At 69.4% G+C, this 14949-nt stretch carries 14 protein-coding genes and 1 pseudogene; 8 read left to right on the forward strand and 7 right to left on the reverse strand.

The features are described from left to right. Window positions 1-40 precede the first annotated feature (40 nt). The 8 genes and pseudogenes from ABS361_10500 to ABS361_10535 all read left to right on the forward strand — a co-directional run bounded on the left by ABS361_10500 (window position 41) and on the right by ABS361_10535 (window position 7188). Window positions 41-1117: an enoyl-CoA hydratase/isomerase family protein gene (locus tag ABS361_10500; GenBank protein ID XBY46595.1), complete on the forward strand. Its 1077-nt coding sequence runs from the start codon at window positions 41-43 to the stop codon at window positions 1115-1117. Window positions 1118-1141: 24 nt separating this feature from the next. Beyond that, window positions 1142-1597: a DUF6163 family protein gene (locus ABS361_10505; protein ID XBY46596.1), complete on the forward strand. Its 456-nt coding sequence runs from the start codon at window positions 1142-1144 to the stop codon at window positions 1595-1597. Between the two features lie 46 nt (window positions 1598-1643). Then, window positions 1644-2530 (forward strand): annotated as a pseudogene (mmsB, locus tag ABS361_10510) (3-hydroxyisobutyrate dehydrogenase). Window positions 2531-2659: 129 nt separating this feature from the next. Beyond that, the gene (locus tag ABS361_10515) at window positions 2660-3889 is read left to right on the forward strand and encodes a threonine ammonia-lyase (GenBank protein XBY46597.1); all 1230 of its coding nucleotides are present in this window, start codon (window positions 2660-2662) and stop codon (window positions 3887-3889) included. A gap of 126 nt (window positions 3890-4015) precedes the next feature. Then, entirely contained in the window at window positions 4016-4522 is a 507-nt protein-coding gene (locus ABS361_10520; protein XBY46598.1) for an RDD family protein, read from the forward strand. A gap of 115 nt (window positions 4523-4637) precedes the next feature. Continuing rightward, window positions 4638-5714, forward strand: coding sequence for an endonuclease/exonuclease/phosphatase family protein (locus ABS361_10525; GenBank protein ID XBY46599.1), 1077 nt, complete (start codon window positions 4638-4640; stop codon window positions 5712-5714). Between the two features lie 185 nt (window positions 5715-5899). After that, window positions 5900-6679, forward strand: a complete 780-nt coding sequence (locus tag ABS361_10530; protein ID XBY46600.1) for an arginyltransferase — start codon at window positions 5900-5902, stop codon at window positions 6677-6679. Next, on the forward strand, window positions 6676-7188 hold the full coding sequence (locus ABS361_10535) for an N-acetyltransferase (protein XBY46601.1): 513 nt from the start codon (window positions 6676-6678) through the stop codon (window positions 7186-7188). Before ABS361_10530 ends, ABS361_10535 begins: the two co-directional genes overlap by 4 nt. Before the next feature lie 26 nt (window positions 7189-7214). On the opposite strand, the gene ABS361_10540 is transcribed toward ABS361_10535, so the two are convergent. The 7 genes from ABS361_10540 to ABS361_10570 form a co-directional block, all read right to left on the reverse strand. Beyond that, window positions 7215-7631: a hypothetical protein gene (locus tag ABS361_10540; protein XBY46602.1), complete on the reverse strand. Its 417-nt coding sequence runs from the start codon at window positions 7629-7631 to the stop codon at window positions 7215-7217. 439 nt (window positions 7632-8070) lie between these two features. Next, the gene (parC, locus tag ABS361_10545; GenBank protein XBY46603.1) at window positions 8071-10341 is read right to left on the reverse strand and encodes a DNA topoisomerase IV subunit A; all 2271 of its coding nucleotides are present in this window, start codon (window positions 10339-10341) and stop codon (window positions 8071-8073) included. Window positions 10342-10451: 110 nt separating this feature from the next. After that, window positions 10452-11069: a LysE family translocator gene (locus ABS361_10550; GenBank protein ID XBY46604.1), complete on the reverse strand. Its 618-nt coding sequence runs from the start codon at window positions 11067-11069 to the stop codon at window positions 10452-10454. A gap of 73 nt (window positions 11070-11142) precedes the next feature. Then, window positions 11143-12456 (reverse strand): porin, encoded by a 1314-nt coding sequence (locus tag ABS361_10555; GenBank protein XBY46605.1) that lies wholly within the window; start codon window positions 12454-12456, stop codon window positions 11143-11145. A gap of 219 nt (window positions 12457-12675) precedes the next feature. Then, complete coding sequence (gene recO / locus ABS361_10560) at window positions 12676-13428, reverse strand: DNA repair protein RecO (protein ID XBY46606.1); 753 nt, start codon at window positions 13426-13428, stop codon at window positions 12676-12678. Between the two features lie 214 nt (window positions 13429-13642). Beyond that, window positions 13643-14386, reverse strand: coding sequence for a metallophosphoesterase family protein (locus ABS361_10565; GenBank protein XBY46607.1), 744 nt, complete (start codon window positions 14384-14386; stop codon window positions 13643-13645). A gap of 51 nt (window positions 14387-14437) precedes the next feature. After that, window positions 14438-14944: a DUF2867 domain-containing protein gene (locus ABS361_10570; GenBank protein ID XBY46608.1), complete on the reverse strand. Its 507-nt coding sequence runs from the start codon at window positions 14942-14944 to the stop codon at window positions 14438-14440. Window positions 14945-14949 lie beyond the last annotated feature (5 nt).

Raw genomic sequence — 14949 nt, forward strand, 5'->3', positions numbered from 1 at the left:
CGACGCCTGCGATCACGATTCGACAAACGGAGCCGAGCCCTTGAGCGCCGAGGACTTTTCGACCGACGAGATCCGCTTCTCCCGCCTCGACCGCGCCGGGCTCGCGACGCTGTCGCGGCCGGCGGCGCTCAACGCGCTGAGCCACGGCATGGTCAAGGCGCTCGCGGCGCAGCTCGCGGCCTGGGCGGATGATGCAGCGGTCGAGCACGTCGTCATAGAGGGTTCGGGCGGCAAGGCTTTCTCGGCCGGCGGCGACATCCGGCGCATCTACGAGATGGGCATGGCGCAGGAGCCGGGCCAGCTCGACTTCTTCGCCGACGAGTACCGGCTCAACACCCTGATCAAGCGCTATCCGAAGCCCTACACGGCGCTGATCGACGGCATCGTCATGGGCGGCGGCGTCGGGCTGTCGGTGCATGGCCGCTACCGGGTCGGCACGGAGAAGACGCTGTTCGCCATGCCCGAGGTCGGCATCGGCTTCTTCCCGGACGTCGGCGGTACGGCGTTCCTGCCGCGCTGTCCGGGCGGGCTCGGCACCTATCTCGCCATGACCGGCGCGCGCATCGGCCAGGCGGATGCACTGGCGGCGGGCGTGCTGACTCACACCGTCGCGCGCGACCGGCTCGAGGATCTGAAGGCCGCCTTGGCCGAGGTCGCCGATCCGGCCGGCGTGTTCGACGCCTTCGCGAGCGATCCCGGCCCGGCCTCGCTCGCCTGGCACCGCAAGGTGATCGACCATGCCTTCGCCGCGCCGAGCGTCGCCGCGATCCTCGCGGCGCTCGAAGGCGAGACCGGCCCGAGCGCGGCCTTCGCGCAGGAAGCCGCCGCGCTGATCCGGTCGAAATCGCCGACCTCGGTCATGATCGCATTCCGGCAGGTGCGCGCCGGCGCCGACCTCGATTTCGAGGCCTGCATGCGGCTCGAATTCCGCATCGTGTCGCGGATCCTGCAGGGCCACGACTTCTATGAGGGCGTGCGCGCCGTGCTGGTCGACAAGGACAACAAGCCGGCTTGGCGGCCAGCCTCGCTTTCCGAGGTCGACCCGGTCGACATCGACGCCCATTTCGTGGCACCCGAGGGGGGTGATCTGGAAATCCCCTCCCCGCCCGGCGCCTGAGCCGGGCCGACCAAGGCGCATCCCATGTCCGATACGTCCAAGACCGATGGCGAGAGCGAAGGCCGCCGGTTCGGCTTTCGCCTCGTGCTCGACATCTATACGCGGCTCGTCGCCGTGGTGCTGCTCGGCTACGGGCTCTGGGCCTGGGCGAGCGTGATCGGCGCGACGCCGGACGGCATCGCACCGTTCCTCGGGCTCAACGCCCACCAGCGCGCCGAAGTCGTGTTCACCGCGATCGTCGATCCGGTCGCGGCGACCGGCATGTGGATCGGCAGCCCGTGGGGCGCGGTGATCTGGTTCTTCGCCAATCTGGCGCGGGTCATCGTCCACACCGGCTTCGCGCATTTCTTCGGCTGGACCACGGTCACCACCGGCATCCAGATCGGCTCGATCCTGGTCTATGTCGTGCTGGTCTTCCTCGCCGAGCGCGAGGATCGCATCCGCGAGGCCAAGCGGCGCTCGCGGCGCGGCACGACCTGATCGCGGTCGCGCGCAGGACAACAAGATCACAAGGGGAGGACTTCCAATGGCGACGATCGGTTTTCTCGGGCTCGGCAACATGGGCGGCCCGATGGCGGCGAACCTCGTGAAGGCCGGCCACACCGTGCAGGGCTTCGACTTCGTCGCGGCCGCGCGCGACAAGCTGGTCGCGGCCGGCGGACGGGCCGCGGCGGATGTCGGCGCGGCGGCCGAGGGTGCGGACGTGCTGGTCAGCATGCTGCCGGAGGGACGGCACGTCGAAGAAGCCTATGCGGGCGTCGGCGGCGTTTTCGACCGCGCCAATCCGGGGCCCTCTTCATCGACTGCTCCACTATCCAGGTCGACACCGCGCGCAAGGTGGCCGGCCTCGCCGAGACACGCGGCTTCGCGATGATCGACGCGCCGGTCTCGGGCGGCGTCGGCGGCGCGAGCGCCGGCACGCTGACCTTCATGGTCGGCGGTGCGGACGAGGCGTTCGAGCGCGCGAAGCCCTATCTGGAGGCCATGGGCAAGACCATCGTCCACGCCGGGGCGAGCGGCGCCGGTCAGGCGGCGAAGATCTGCAACAACATGGTGCTCGGCATCTCGATGATCGCGGTCTCGGAGGCCTTCGCGCTCGCCGACAAGCTCGGGCTCGACCGGCAACGGCTGTTCGACATCGCGTCGAAGTCCTCCGGCCAGTGCTGGTCGCTGACCACCTATTGCCCGGTGCCGGGGCCGGTGCCGACCAGCCCGGCCAACCGCGACTACGCCCCCGGCTTCACCGCCGCGATGATGCTGAAGGACCTGAAGCTCGCGCAGGAGGCGGCCGCCTCGGCGGGAGCCGCGACGCCGCTCGGCGCCGAGGCCGCGCAGATCTACCGGCTGTTCGTCAACGGCGGCAATGCCGGGGTCGACTTCTCCGGCATCTTCAAGATGCTGTCGGGCGCCTGAGACGGGGTCTCGGTCGCGGCACGGTATCCGCCCGGGGGCCGATCCACGCGAGGGGCTGCGGCGCGTCCGCCGCATTCCCTCCGCGGCGGCAACGCGCTATGCGGAGGGCCGAAACGCCCGGAGCGCGCCATGGCCACGAACGAACTCGTCCTGCCCACCCTCGACGACATCCGCGACGCGGAGCGGCTGATCGCGGGGCATGTGCTCCGGACGCCGTTCCTGCCGGCGCCGCGGCTCTCGGAGCTGACCGGGGCGATCGTCTCGGTCAAATACGAGAACCTGCAGGTCACCAACGCCTTCAAGGAGCGCGGCGCGCTCGTGAAGCTGCTCTCGCTCTCCGACGACGAGAAGGCGCGCGGCGTCGTCGCCATGTCGGCCGGCAACCATGCGCAGGCGGTCGCCTATCACGCGACGCGGCTCGGCATCCCGTCGACGATCGTCATGCCGGAGACGACGCCGCATGTGAAGGTCGCCGCGACACGCGGCTTCGGCGCGGAGGTCGTGCTCAAGGGTGAGACGGTCGCCGAGAGCGAGCGCGAGGCCGACCGGCTCGCGCGCGACCGCGGGCTCACCTGGGTGCACCCTTACGACGACTTTCATGTCGTGCGCGGCCAGGGCACGATCGCGCTCGAAATGCTCGCCGATGTGCCGGATCTCGACGTGCTGGTGATTCCGGTCGGCGGCGGCGGGCTGGCCGGCGGCATGGCGATCGCCGCCAAGGCGCTGAAGCCCGAGATCGAGATCATCGGCGTCGAGACGCGGCTCTACCCCTCCATGTGGGCGGAGCTGCGCGGCCTGCCCGTCGAGGCAGGCGGCACCACGCTCGCGGAGGGCATCGCGGTGCGCCGCGTCGGCCGGCTGACGCTCGAGATCGCGCGCCGGCTGATGGACGATCTGATCCTCGTCGACGAGGACCAGATCGAGCGCGCCGTGAACAGCTATCTGACGCTGCAGAAGACCATGGCCGAGGGCGCCGCCGGTGCCGGGCTCGCGGCGCTGGTGGCGGAAGCGGACCGCTTCAAGGGCCGCAAGGTCGGGCTCGTGCTCTGCGGCGGCAACATCGATCCGCGCATCCTGTCGTCGATCATGGTGCGCGAGCTCGCCCGCCAGGAGAAGATCGTCGGCATCCGCCTGATCATCCCGGACCGGCCGGGCCTGCTCGGCGAGATCTCGACCGTGATCGGCGCGCTCGGCGGCAACATCCTCGAGGTCGAGCACCACCGGACCTTCCTCAAGGTGCCGGCCAAGGGCGCGACGCTCGACGTCGTGTTCGAGGCGCGCGACGGCGCCCATGCCCGCGAGATTGTCGCGGCGCTCGAGGCGCGCGACTTCACCGTCGAGCGGCTCGGGCAAGCCTGAGGCTCGGAGGCGGTCCGGAAGCGGCAGCGGAACCTCGGGCACCGGCCGCGATTGCATGGGAGGGTCGCGATCCCCATCTTGGGCCCTTGGGACGGCGACGGCGCCGGCCGACCGCAGGAGAAGCCGATGTCCGACATGACGCGTGGCCAGCCGGCCTGGGTGTTCGATCCGCTCGACCGGCCGGAGCTGTTCGAGGGTACGCTGTCGCGCCGGGTCTTCGCCTATCTGCTCGACATCTTCTTCGTGACGCTGTTCTGGCTGATGGCCGGACTGGTGGTGTTCTTCCTCGGCATCGCCACCTTCGGCCTCGCCTGGGCGATCTACCCGGCGCTGTGGCCGATCGTCGGCATCCTCTACGTGACCGCCACGCTCGGCGGCGCCAATGCCGCGACGCCGGGCATGGGCATGATGGGCCTCACCATGCGGCTCTGGCACGGCGGGCGGCCCGATCCGCTGATCGCGCTGATGCATGTCGTGCTGTTCTACGCCGCCTCGGCCGTGCTGACGCCGCTGATCCACCTGATCGGCCTGTTCACCGCGCGCCGGCAATTGCTGCAAGACCTGATCCTCGGCACTGTGGTCATCAACGCCCGGATGCTCGACCGCACCATCGCGCCGCCGCCGGGCCGCTGACCCGAAGCCGGTCTCAGCCGCGCCGGCCACGCTCCCGCCACGCTCACGTCGCACGGCCGTCATCGCCCGCCGCTTACCTCGCGCCCGAGGGGCCGACGAGTCGATGGAGTGCCACGTGGACGGAAGCAGCCTGCATGATCGCGAGCGGATCGTGACCGCCGTCACGGACCAGTTGCCGCCGCTCGCCGAGGCCGTTCGCGCGGCCGCGCTGACCGGGTCGGCCGGGTCCGATCGGCACGCGGAGCTCGCCGCGCGCGTACCGGCGCTGCATGCGATCGAGGTCGGTGGCGATGTCGATCGCGCGACCGCCGCATCGCTCGCCGGCCGTGATCGCCTGCGCGTCGTCGCCTGGAACATGGAGCGCTGCAAGTTCGTCGAGCCGTCCGCCGATCTGGTCGGGGCACTCGGGGCGGACGTGGTTCTCGCCACCGAGATGGACCTCGGCATGGCGCGCGCCGGCAACCGCCACACCACGCGCGACATGGCCGAGCAGCTCGGCGCGGCCTACATCTATGGCGTCGAGTTCGCCGAGCTCGGGCTCGGCGACGTGCGCGAGACGGTCTGGCATGCCGGCGAGACCAACAGCCACGGCTACCACGGCAACGGCATCATCGCGTGCGGGCGCCTCGCCGATCCGCATCTGGTACGGCTCGACGACGGCGGCGTCTGGTTCGGCGGCATCGGCAAGCCGGACCAGCGCCGGCTCGGTCATCGCCAGGCGATGGCCGCGCGGCTGGAAGGCTGGGCCGTCCCGGTCTGGCTCGTCTCGGTGCATCTGGAGAGCCGCGGCGACGCGGGGCTCCGCGACGCGCAGATCGCGCGCCTGCTCGATGCGCTCGATGGTATCGTCGGCGACGCACCGGTGATCCTCGGCGGCGATCTCAACACCGGCGCACTGCCGGCGGGCTCGGCGGCCGATGTCGCGACGATTGCCGACCAGATCGGGCTCGTCGAGCCGTTGTTCGCGCGCATGGCCGCGGCCGGCTACGTCTGGACCGAGGCCAACACCTGGGAGCCGACGCTGCGGACGCGGCCGGACGGCACGCCGCCGCCGCCGTTCACCCGCATCGACTGGCTGTTCTGCCGCGGCCTCGTGGCGACGAACGCCGCGACCGTGCCGGCAGTCGACCGGCACGGCTCGGCGATCTCGGATCATGAGGCGGTTGTCGCCGACTTCCTGCTGCCGGGTTGAAACGGGGCGGCATACCACACCGGCAGCGGCGTGGTCCGGTGACGATCGGCCCCAAGATCGCCGCGCCACGGTGCCGCAAGGCTGTCGCGCGGGCGTTTGCCGTCATTGCAATTCGATCGCGCAGTGCCGATGATGGGCAAGGGCAACCCCGCGCCGCGCCGCGGCGCACTCCCTCCTCGAGGCCGATGACCCAGCATCCCGTCGACGCCCCGCAATTCTATCTGACCGCCCCGGCGACCTGCCCCTATCTTCCGGGCAAGCAGGAGCGGAAGGTTTTCACGCATCTGGTCGGCAGCCGGGCGCCGATGCTCAACGACGTGCTGACGCAGGGCGGCTTCCGGCGCAGCCAGAACATCGCCTATCGCCCGGCCTGCGACGGCTGCCGGGCCTGCGTCTCGGTGCGCGTGCAGGCGGGCGACTTCGACTGGGCCAAGAGCTTCCGGCGCAACCTGCGCACCAATGCCGACCTCGTCGGCACCGAGATCGCCGCAGCGCCGACCTCCGAACAGTATTCGCTGTTCCGCCGCTATCTCGACGCCCGCCATTCCGACGGCGGCATGGCGGACATGACCGTGCTCGACTACGCGATGATGATCGAGGACACCCACGTCGACACGATGGTGGTCGAATACCGCCGCCGCGGCCCCGATACCGCGATCACCGGGCGCGGCGTCGGCCCGCTCGTCGCCGTGTCGCTGACCGACATCCTCTCGGACGGGCTGTCGATGGTCTATTCCTTCTACGACCCGGAGCTCGACGAGCGCGGCCTCGGCACCTTCATGATCCTCGATCACGTCCGGCGCGCCGCCAGCCGCAAGCTGCCCTATGTCTATCTCGGCTATTGGGTCGAGGGCTCGCGCAAGATGGACTACAAGCGCCGCTTCCTGCCGCAGGAGCATCTCGGACCGCAAGGGTGGGCCGAGCCCGGCATGGAGGATACGCTTCCCGGCATCCTGCCGAAATGAAGCCGGCCGGCTTCATCCGCGCCGAAACGGATGCAGACGTCGCGACCATCGCGGCGATCACGACGGCCGCCTTCACGGGACATCCGTACAGCGCCGGCACGGAGGCGGCGATCGTCGCCGGGCTTCGGGCCGCCGGCGCGCTGACGATCTCCCTGGTCGCGGAACGTGACGGCGCCGTGGTCGGGCATGTCGCCGTGTCGCCGGTGTCGCTGCCGAATGCGGCGACCGGCTGGTATGGGCTCGGCCCGGTCTCGGTCCGGCCGGACATGCAGGCCCGCGGCATCGGCTCGGCGCTGGTCGAAGCGGCGCTCCAGCGGCTCGGCACACTCGGCGCCGAGGGCTGCGTGCTCGTCGGCAACCCGGCCTTCTACAATCGCTTCGGCTTTTCGAGCCACCCCGGGCTCGTCTACCCGGGCGTACCCGACATGTATGTGCTGGCGAAGCCGTTGCGGGGCGCGGCGCCGACCGGCGCGATCGCCTTCCACGCGGCGTTCGCGGCCACGCCGTGACGGCGCGGCCGACGACCCGGCGTCCTTCAACGCGAGATCAGCTTGGCGATGAAGCCGGGCACGAATGCCGAGCGGCGCGCGATGGGCGCGACGGCGGGAATCGCCGCCGGCATCGGCGCGCGCAGCGGATCGGCACCACAGAAGCCGCGCAACTCGGCCGCGATGTCGCGCGAGGCGCGCGCGCCGAACTTGCGACCATCACGCAGCACGACGACGAAATGGCGCTCGCGTCCCGTCGCATCGCCGGAAACCAGCCAGCGGTTCATCGTCTCGCCGAGCCGAGGATCCGGGACCTCCGCGACGAGCTTCAGATCGCGCTCGAGAAACAGGTCTTCGACCAGACCATCGGTCGATGTCAGCCGCAGATACGGCCGGCCGGCCGCCGAATAGCGGATCCGCACGACCTCCGGTTCGAACTCGCCGACACTGACTTCGATCGACATCGATACGCCTCCCACGCCCCACGGCCGTGCCGCCGTGTTGGTGAAGGTTGTATGTGACTCGCAGGGTCTGGAATTCCGATCGCGGACGCTATCCACAGCAGCTGTGACGCAGCCACCGTGAACGGGCCGCAGATCCGCCGCTGAAATGTCATGGTGACACGAACCATGCGATCGAGCAACGAGAGGACGAGAGACCTGCCGTTACGTTCGATCAGAAATTCATTAAAATTTTCACGGGTTTCGGAGCGGCCGACCGTCTCGGATCGAATCACGCCGCAGCTTCCGTCAGCGCCTAGCGCATACGCCGATTGCAGTCCGTCAGCGCGCTTCCGGGCCGCCCCTCGCCAGTCCTGACGAGTGCCTCTACGGTCCATCCGCGTGCCATCGCTCGCGATCGGACGCCAGGGCGGGCGGGACCGTGAGCCGCCGCCCGCGTCCGTCAGGTCCGGTCGAAGCGGTTCGACTTCGGGAAGCCCGCCGGCGGCAGCCGGCCGGCGTCGGCGCGGTTGCCGACCCAGTCCTTGAGCTCGTCGAGCGAGCGACGGAACTCGCGACCGGCGCTGTCGGACCAGCTCAGGCCCTCGGCGCCGTTGAAGAGCTTGAGATCGGCGATGCCGCCGTCCTTGTAGCGCTGCAGCCTGACGCCGGCGCCCCGCGCCATCTCCTGGATCTGCTCGAGCGGGAACACCAGGAGCTTGCGGTTGTCGCCGATGATAGCGACATGGGTCGCGCCCTCGGGCACCGGGCGGATCAGCCGGGCCTCGTCGGTGGTGCCGACATTCAGCACCTGCTTGCCCTTGCGCGTCTGGGCGACGACCTCGTTTTCGGCGACGATGAAGCCCTTGCCCTCCTTGGAGGCGATCAGGAGCTTGCGATCCGGCCGCGACACGAAGACGTCGACGATGTCCTGATCCTGCTCGATGTCGACCTGGATGCGGATCGGCTCGCCGTGGCCGCGGCCGCCCGGCAGCTTCGAGGCCTCGAGCGTGAAGAAGCGGCCGCCGGTCGAGAACACCAGGAGCTTGTCGGTGGTCTCGGCCTTGAAGGCGAGCCTGAGCTTGTCGCCCTGCTTGAACTCGAGCCGCGACAGGTCGTCCATGTGGCCCTTGAGCGCGCGGATCCAGCCCTTGTCGGAGACCACGACAGTGATCGGCTCGCGCTCGATCATCGCCTCGGCGACCGCCGCCGCGTCGTGCTCCGGCGCCTCGGCGAAAGTCGAGCGGCGCTTGCCGAGCTTGGTATCGGGGCCGAAGTCCTTGGCGACGCCGGCGATCTCCATCGAGATCACCTTCCATTGCTTGGCGTCGGAGGCGAGCAGCGCGCGGATCTGCTCGGCTTCCTTGGTCAGCTCGTCGTGCTCCTTGCGGATCTCCATCTCCTCGAGCTTGCGCAGGTTGCGCAGGCGCATGTTGAGGATCGCGTCCGCCTGCACCTCGGTGAGCGAGAAGGTCGCCATGAGGACCTCCTTCGGCTCGTCCTCGTAGCGAATGATGCGGATCACCTCGTCGAGGTTCAGATAGGCGACCAGCAGGCCGGCGAGGATCTCCAACCGCTTCTCGATCACGCCGAGCCGGTAGCGCGACCGGCGGAGCAGCACGTCCTTGCGATGGTCGAGCCACTGGCGCAGCACGTCCTTGAGGCCGAGAACGTTCGGCACCAAGCCGTGCGACAGCACGTTCATGTTGAGCGGGATGCGGCTTTCGAGCTCGGAGAGCTTGAACAGGCTCTCCATCATCAGCGCCGGATCGACGTTGCGGCTCTTCGGCACGATGACGACGCGGACGTCCTCGGCCGACTCGTCGCGCACGTCCTCGACCAGCGGCACCTTGCGATCGTTGATCAGCTCGGCAAGCTTCTCGATCAGCCGGCTCTTCGGCACCAGCCAGGGGATCTCGGTGACCACCACCACCCAAGTACCGCGGCCGGTATCCTCGGTCGACCAGCGCGCCCGGACCTTGAAACCGCCGCGGCCGGTCCGGTAGCTCTCCAGGATCGAGGCGCGGCTTTCGACGATGACGCCGCCGGTCGGGAAGTCCGGACCGGGGACGTAATCCATGAGCTTCTCGACCGGGGTCTCCGGCTCGTCGATCAGCTTCAGCGCCGCCTGACAGAGCTCATAGGCATTGTGCGGCGGGATCGAGGTCGCCATGCCGACCGCGATGCCCTGGCTGCCGTTGGCGAGCAGGTTCGGGAAGGCGCCGGGCAGCACGACGGGCTCCTCCTCGGAGCCGTCGTAGGTCAGGCGGAAGTCGACCGCGTCCTCGTCGATGCCTTCGAGCAGCAGCCCGGCGACCTCGGTCAGTCGCGCCTCGGTGTAACGCATCGCGGCCGGGCTATCGCCGTCGATGTTGCCGAAGTTGCCCTGGCCGTCGACCAGCGGATAGCGCTGGGCGAAATCCTGGGCCAGACGCGTCATGGCGTCGTAGACGGCCTGGTCGCCGTGCGGGTGGAACTTGCCGATCACGTCGCCGACGACGCGCGCGCATTTCTTGAACGCCGAGCCCGGATCGAGGCGCAGCTCGCGCATGGCATGGAGCAGACGCCGGTGCACGGGCTTGAGGCCGTCGCGCACGTCGGGCAGCGCCCGGTGCATGATGGTCGACAGCGCATAGGCGAGGTAGCGCTCCTCGAGCGCCTCGCGCAGATTGATCGGCAGGATCTCGCCGCCGTCCTCACCGTCGCCCGAAGGCGGAATCACCCTGTTTCCCATATGTTCTGGTTACCCGCGCGCGCGGCGACGCGCAAGGAGAACCGCGCGGTTCTCCCCGCTATTCCGCCGTTTCCGACGTCGAACAGGGCCTGTCTCGACCGAGGTTTCGATCAGCCGGCGCGCCGCGCCGACGCGAGGCCGAGCGCGGCGGCGAGGTAGAAGCCGCCGGTCAGCCGGTTGCGCAGCCGGCCGCGCATGGCGAGCACCTGCCGGAGCCGCCCGGCGGCGAGCGCCCAGCAGCTGTCGAGACCGGCGGCGAGCACCACGAAAGTCACCGACAGGAGCACGAGCTGCGGCAGCAGCGCGGCGCCGGGATCGACGAACTGCGGCAGGAACGCGCCGTAGAACAGCAGCGTCTTCGGATTGGTCAGCGAGACCAGAAATCCGCGCAGCAGGATGTCGCGCGGCCGCTTCGGCTCGGGCCGGACACGGGTCAGGTCGACCGCCGGCGCGCGCAGCGCCTGGATGCCGAGATAGACCAGATAAGCGACGCCGGCCCAGCGCACCCATTCGAACACATGCGAGAGCAGCGTCAGCGCGCCGGTCATTCCGGCGACGGTCAGCACGAGCTGCGGAACCATGGCGGCGGTGGTGCCTGCGACCGTGAGGAGCCCGTAGCCGCGGCCATGCGCGACCGAATTCGCCACGATCAGCGCCACGTTCGGCCCCGGCAGGGCGATCAGCACGACGGTGGCGAGCACGAAAGCGGCATAGAGATCGAGCGGCATGGGCGGCACCTCGGCGAAAGAACGCCGGCCGATTGAAGCACGCTTTCAGCGTCGACGGCAGGCGCGTTTCTGCTCAGAGGTTCCGCTGCAGGCGCACGACACCGACCAGGATATGGGCGTTGCGCAGCGTGACCGTCGCGCTCGAGTGGTCTGCGATGGTGGCGTTGGAGAACGCGACATTGCGGTATTCGAAGCCCGAGGAGATCTGGAAGCCCGGCGCGGCCGTGTAGACGATGTTGCCGCCAAGATCGAACTGGCGGTAGTCGCGATTGCCGTAGCCGTCGACGCTCATCAGCGCGCCGCCGATGTTGCCCTGCCAGCGCGGCGTGAAATTGTGGCGCAGGCCCGCGATCACGTTCCAGGCCGTGGTCAGGTGCATCGACCGGAAGCCGGCACCATCGGCGACGAAATCGGCGCCGAGATTGGCGAGCGGCGTCGTGCCGCTCAGGATCTGGTAGTTGCTCGAGGCGACGAAGTCGGTCGCGCCGCGGGCATAGGCCGTCTGCAGCACCATCTCGTCGCCCTTGGCGAGCATCGGCAGGCCGATCTTGACGCCGGCCATCACCGCGAAACCGGCCGCGCTCGTCGCCGGCCCCTCGACCGTATGGCTCGCCGCCGCGATCTGCGCCTGCCCCCACTCCTGCTTCAGATTGAAGGCGGCGACGAAGTCCGGCTGCTTCAGCGCGCCGGTGTAGGCGCCCTGCCCCGGCTTGGAGCCGAAATAGAAACCGGCCTCGGAGGTGACGCCGTTGGTGTTGCGGCCGCCGGTGGTCGGGTCTTCGACCGAGACCGTCATCGACACGCCCTTGGCCAGCGTCGCCGTGTAGGCGAGCAGCGCCACCTTGGTATAGGAATAGTAGTCGAGCGTCCGATTGTAGGAATAGGACGTGAAGAAGTCGAAGAACGATTCCGCGCGGCCGGCGGTCAGGCCGGCGAACTGAATATAGGCATTGTCGATCAGGATCGTCGGGCCGGCGGCGCCGGTGTCGAGCGTCATCCAGATGTCCTGGAAGCTGCGCAGCAGGCCGAATTCGGTCTGCGTGCGCGCATCGATCGACATGGACACGCGCGAACGACTCCATGCGCCATTGCGGCTGCGCTGGTCCCAGCCCTGCGCGCCGACATAGCCGCCGAGCGTGCCGGCCGCGGTCGACCGCCGGGCCCAGTTCGAGTCGCCGATACGGTATTCGGCGCGGACATAGCCGCCGATCTTGATGCAGGTGTCGGTGCCCGGCAGCGCGAAGAAGCCGGCGCCGTAGGCATCGCAGACCTTGACGTAGTCGACCGCGGCCGGCCGGGGCACCGGTCGACCGACGTCGGCGGCGGCGGCGAGGCCGGTCGATGCAACGACGAAGACGGCGGCGAGCGCCGAACGCGACAGGATCATGCTTCCCCCGACCGAGCCCGCATCGCGCGGCCACTCGCATCCCGAATTTCTTATGGTTGACTTATATTACCGAGACGATCTTCTCGATCGCCACGAAATAGCCTGAATATGTCCTGGATTTCCAGCAGAAAGACGCGACCTTTGATCTTATTGTTCTCTCATCGATGTCGCAGGCAACCGGACGGGCGATGGACACGAGCGCGGGTCGGCGCGCGCCCCTTACGCCGCGCGCGCGGCACGCTCGATGGCATGGGCCAATGCGTCGCGCACGGCGGGCGGCTCGATCGAGCGCGGCTCCCAGACGTGGCGGGCGAGAAAATGCCCGGTCAGGCGGAAGCCGTCGCGGATCGCCTCGGGGCTCGCGCCGCCCCAGCCGCGCGGATCCTCGGCGGCGCGGCCGGTCAGGAACGGCGGCAGGCGCAACAGCCGCGGCGCATGGATGCCGGCCGCGGCGGCGGTGGCGGCGCGGCCGCTCTTCGGGCTGACATAGGCGAGCCCATCGCGGTCGCCGGTCAGTGCACAGCTCGCCAGGTCGAGACCGAAGCCGAGCGCGTCGAGGATCGCCAGTTCGAAACGCACGACCAGTTCGCCGACCAGCGCGGGCGCGTCGAGATGCAGCATGATCGCCTCGACGGCATCGAGCAGTTCGGCGTGCGGTTCACGCTCGGGCAGCAGGCGCAGATGCGCGGCGAGCGTCTGCACCGCGTTGAGCCCGATCGCGGAGCCCATCAGGTCGGCGGTACGCTGGACGGATAGCTCGATCGCGAAATTGCCGAGATGCTCGTCGAGCCGGGCGCGCCAGACCGCGCGCACGCCGTTGCCGGCCTGCAGCACCGCCGCATGGCGCGGCGCGCGGCCGCCGCGCACGATCCCCAGATGCCGGCCGTGCTCGCGCGTCATCAGTTCCAGCACGACGGAGGATTCGCCATGCCGCCGCGTGCCGAGCACCAAGCCTTCGTCGGTCCATTCCATGGCATCGTCATACAGCAGATTCGGGGCCGGTTGCGCATTCCGCCAAGCGAGCATGGCCCCGTTGCACGCGGGCAAAGCCCGCAAAGCTGTTCCGGCCCGCCCTTGAATTCACAATCGGATTGCCTGGAACGATCTCCGACGCTTCTCGAGGGGCGCAACGTCGGCAAGCTGATCGTCGAGGTTGCTTGAAACGTCCGGTCGGGAGCGTCGGCCGTCAGCGCATGCGCCCGGTGCGCAGCGCAAGGGCCCACTCGGCGCGCCCGTTCGCCTCGGCCCGCCGCGCGGCCGTTTCCCAGTCGTAGGCGACGGCTTCGAGCCGAACCGCCTCGACGCCGGCGGCCCTGAGCCGCACCAGCGCGAAACGGGCGTGCGGGCTGCCGCTCTCCGACACGTGCGGCGGCTGGTCGTCGTCATAGGCCGGACAGCCGACGCTGCCGGGGTTGAGCATCATCGCGCCGTTCGGCAGGTGCGCCAGGAACGGGCGGTGGCTGTGGCCGGCCAGAATCAGCGTCCGGCCCGGCGCGACGCCGACGAGATCGGCCGCAATCGCCTCGATGTCGCGATGCACGAGCGCACCGGCCTCGATCCGCTCGGTCAGATAACGCAGGTCGTTGTCGGGGCTCGCATGGAAGGCGAGTACGCCCGGCGCCGGCGTCGCGGTCGCCGGCAGGGCGCCGAGCGCCGCGCGATCGGCCGCGTCGATCGCCTCGGCGGCGTAGAGGTCGGACTTCCCCATCGCATTGAGTGCGCGCGTAGCGACTTCGCGGTCGTGATTGCCGCGCACGCCGACGACGTCGAGGCCGCGGAAGAGCTCGACGGTCTCGCGCGGCCAGAGCGGCCCGGAGACGCGGTCGCCGAGGTCGACGATCAGATCGGGAGCCTCGGAGCGGATAGCGGCCAACACCGCCTCGAGCGCGAGGGCGTTGCCGTGGACATCGGCGATAACGGCGAGCTTCATCGCGTCACGCTAGCCGGCGTCGACCCGCACCGCAATGCGTGCGGTGGGCCGTCAGAGGCGCCCGTTGCGCATGGTGGCGCGAACAACGAAGGGATGCGCGATGCCGACCGGGAGCATGTAGAGCCGGCCGAGCCAATTGTGCCTCTTCACGCTGGTCGCCACGACATAGCGCTGCCCGTCGACGGACTTCAGCACCGACACGCGGACGTCGAGATGGCTGTCGTCGATGCCGAGCAGCACTTCGTCGTCCGACATGGCGAAGATCTCGAAGATGCCGATCCGGTCGCCGACCCGGTACGCGGCCGCAGGCTTCGACCCGGCCGCACTCAGAACGCCCGGCGTCTTCAGTCCGAACCAGGACACGACCCAATTGCGCGCCGCCATGGCCTGATCGACCCAAACCGGCGTCCGCCTGAAGACGGCGAGAGCGATCTCGACGGGAGTGACGGACGGATCACCGAGCGGTGCGGTCCAGGCATCGGCGAAATCGACCGCCGGCAAGGCCCGGCCGATCAGGCTGTCCAGCGGAAACGCGGTCGCGGTCACGGCGGTGGCCATATCGT

This window comes from Ancalomicrobiaceae bacterium S20 (genome assembly GCA_040269895.1).
GTDB lineage: Bacteria > Pseudomonadota > Alphaproteobacteria > Rhizobiales > Ancalomicrobiaceae > Methyloraptor > Methyloraptor flagellatus.

Excerpts from the sequence above, each read along its gene's own strand:
- ABS361_10505 (XBY46596.1), top strand. The coding sequence starts at position 1,142 with ATGTCCGATACGTCCAAGACCGATGGCGAGAGCGAAGGCCGCCGGTTC.
- ABS361_10515 (XBY46597.1), top strand. The coding sequence starts at position 2,660 with ATGGCCACGAACGAACTCGTCCTGCCCACCCTCGACGACATCCGCGAC.
- ABS361_10520 (XBY46598.1), top strand. The coding sequence starts at position 4,016 with ATGTCCGACATGACGCGTGGCCAGCCGGCCTGGGTGTTCGATCCGCTC.
- ABS361_10530 (XBY46600.1), top strand. The coding sequence starts at position 5,900 with ATGACCCAGCATCCCGTCGACGCCCCGCAATTCTATCTGACCGCCCCG.
- ABS361_10535 (XBY46601.1), top strand. The coding sequence starts at position 6,676 with ATGAAGCCGGCCGGCTTCATCCGCGCCGAAACGGATGCAGACGTCGCG.
- ABS361_10540 (XBY46602.1), bottom strand. The coding sequence starts at position 7,631 with ATGTCGATCGAAGTCAGTGTCGGCGAGTTCGAACCGGAGGTCGTGCGG.
- parC (XBY46603.1), bottom strand. The coding sequence starts at position 10,341 with ATGGGAAACAGGGTGATTCCGCCTTCGGGCGACGGTGAGGACGGCGGC.
- ABS361_10550 (XBY46604.1), bottom strand. The coding sequence starts at position 11,069 with ATGCCGCTCGATCTCTATGCCGCTTTCGTGCTCGCCACCGTCGTGCTG.
- ABS361_10555 (XBY46605.1), bottom strand. The coding sequence starts at position 12,456 with ATGATCCTGTCGCGTTCGGCGCTCGCCGCCGTCTTCGTCGTTGCATCG.
- recO (XBY46606.1), bottom strand. The coding sequence starts at position 13,428 with ATGGAATGGACCGACGAAGGCTTGGTGCTCGGCACGCGGCGGCATGGC.
- ABS361_10565 (XBY46607.1), bottom strand. The coding sequence starts at position 14,386 with ATGAAGCTCGCCGTTATCGCCGATGTCCACGGCAACGCCCTCGCGCTC.
- ABS361_10570 (XBY46608.1), bottom strand. The coding sequence starts at position 14,944 with ATGGCCACCGCCGTGACCGCGACCGCGTTTCCGCTGGACAGCCTGATC.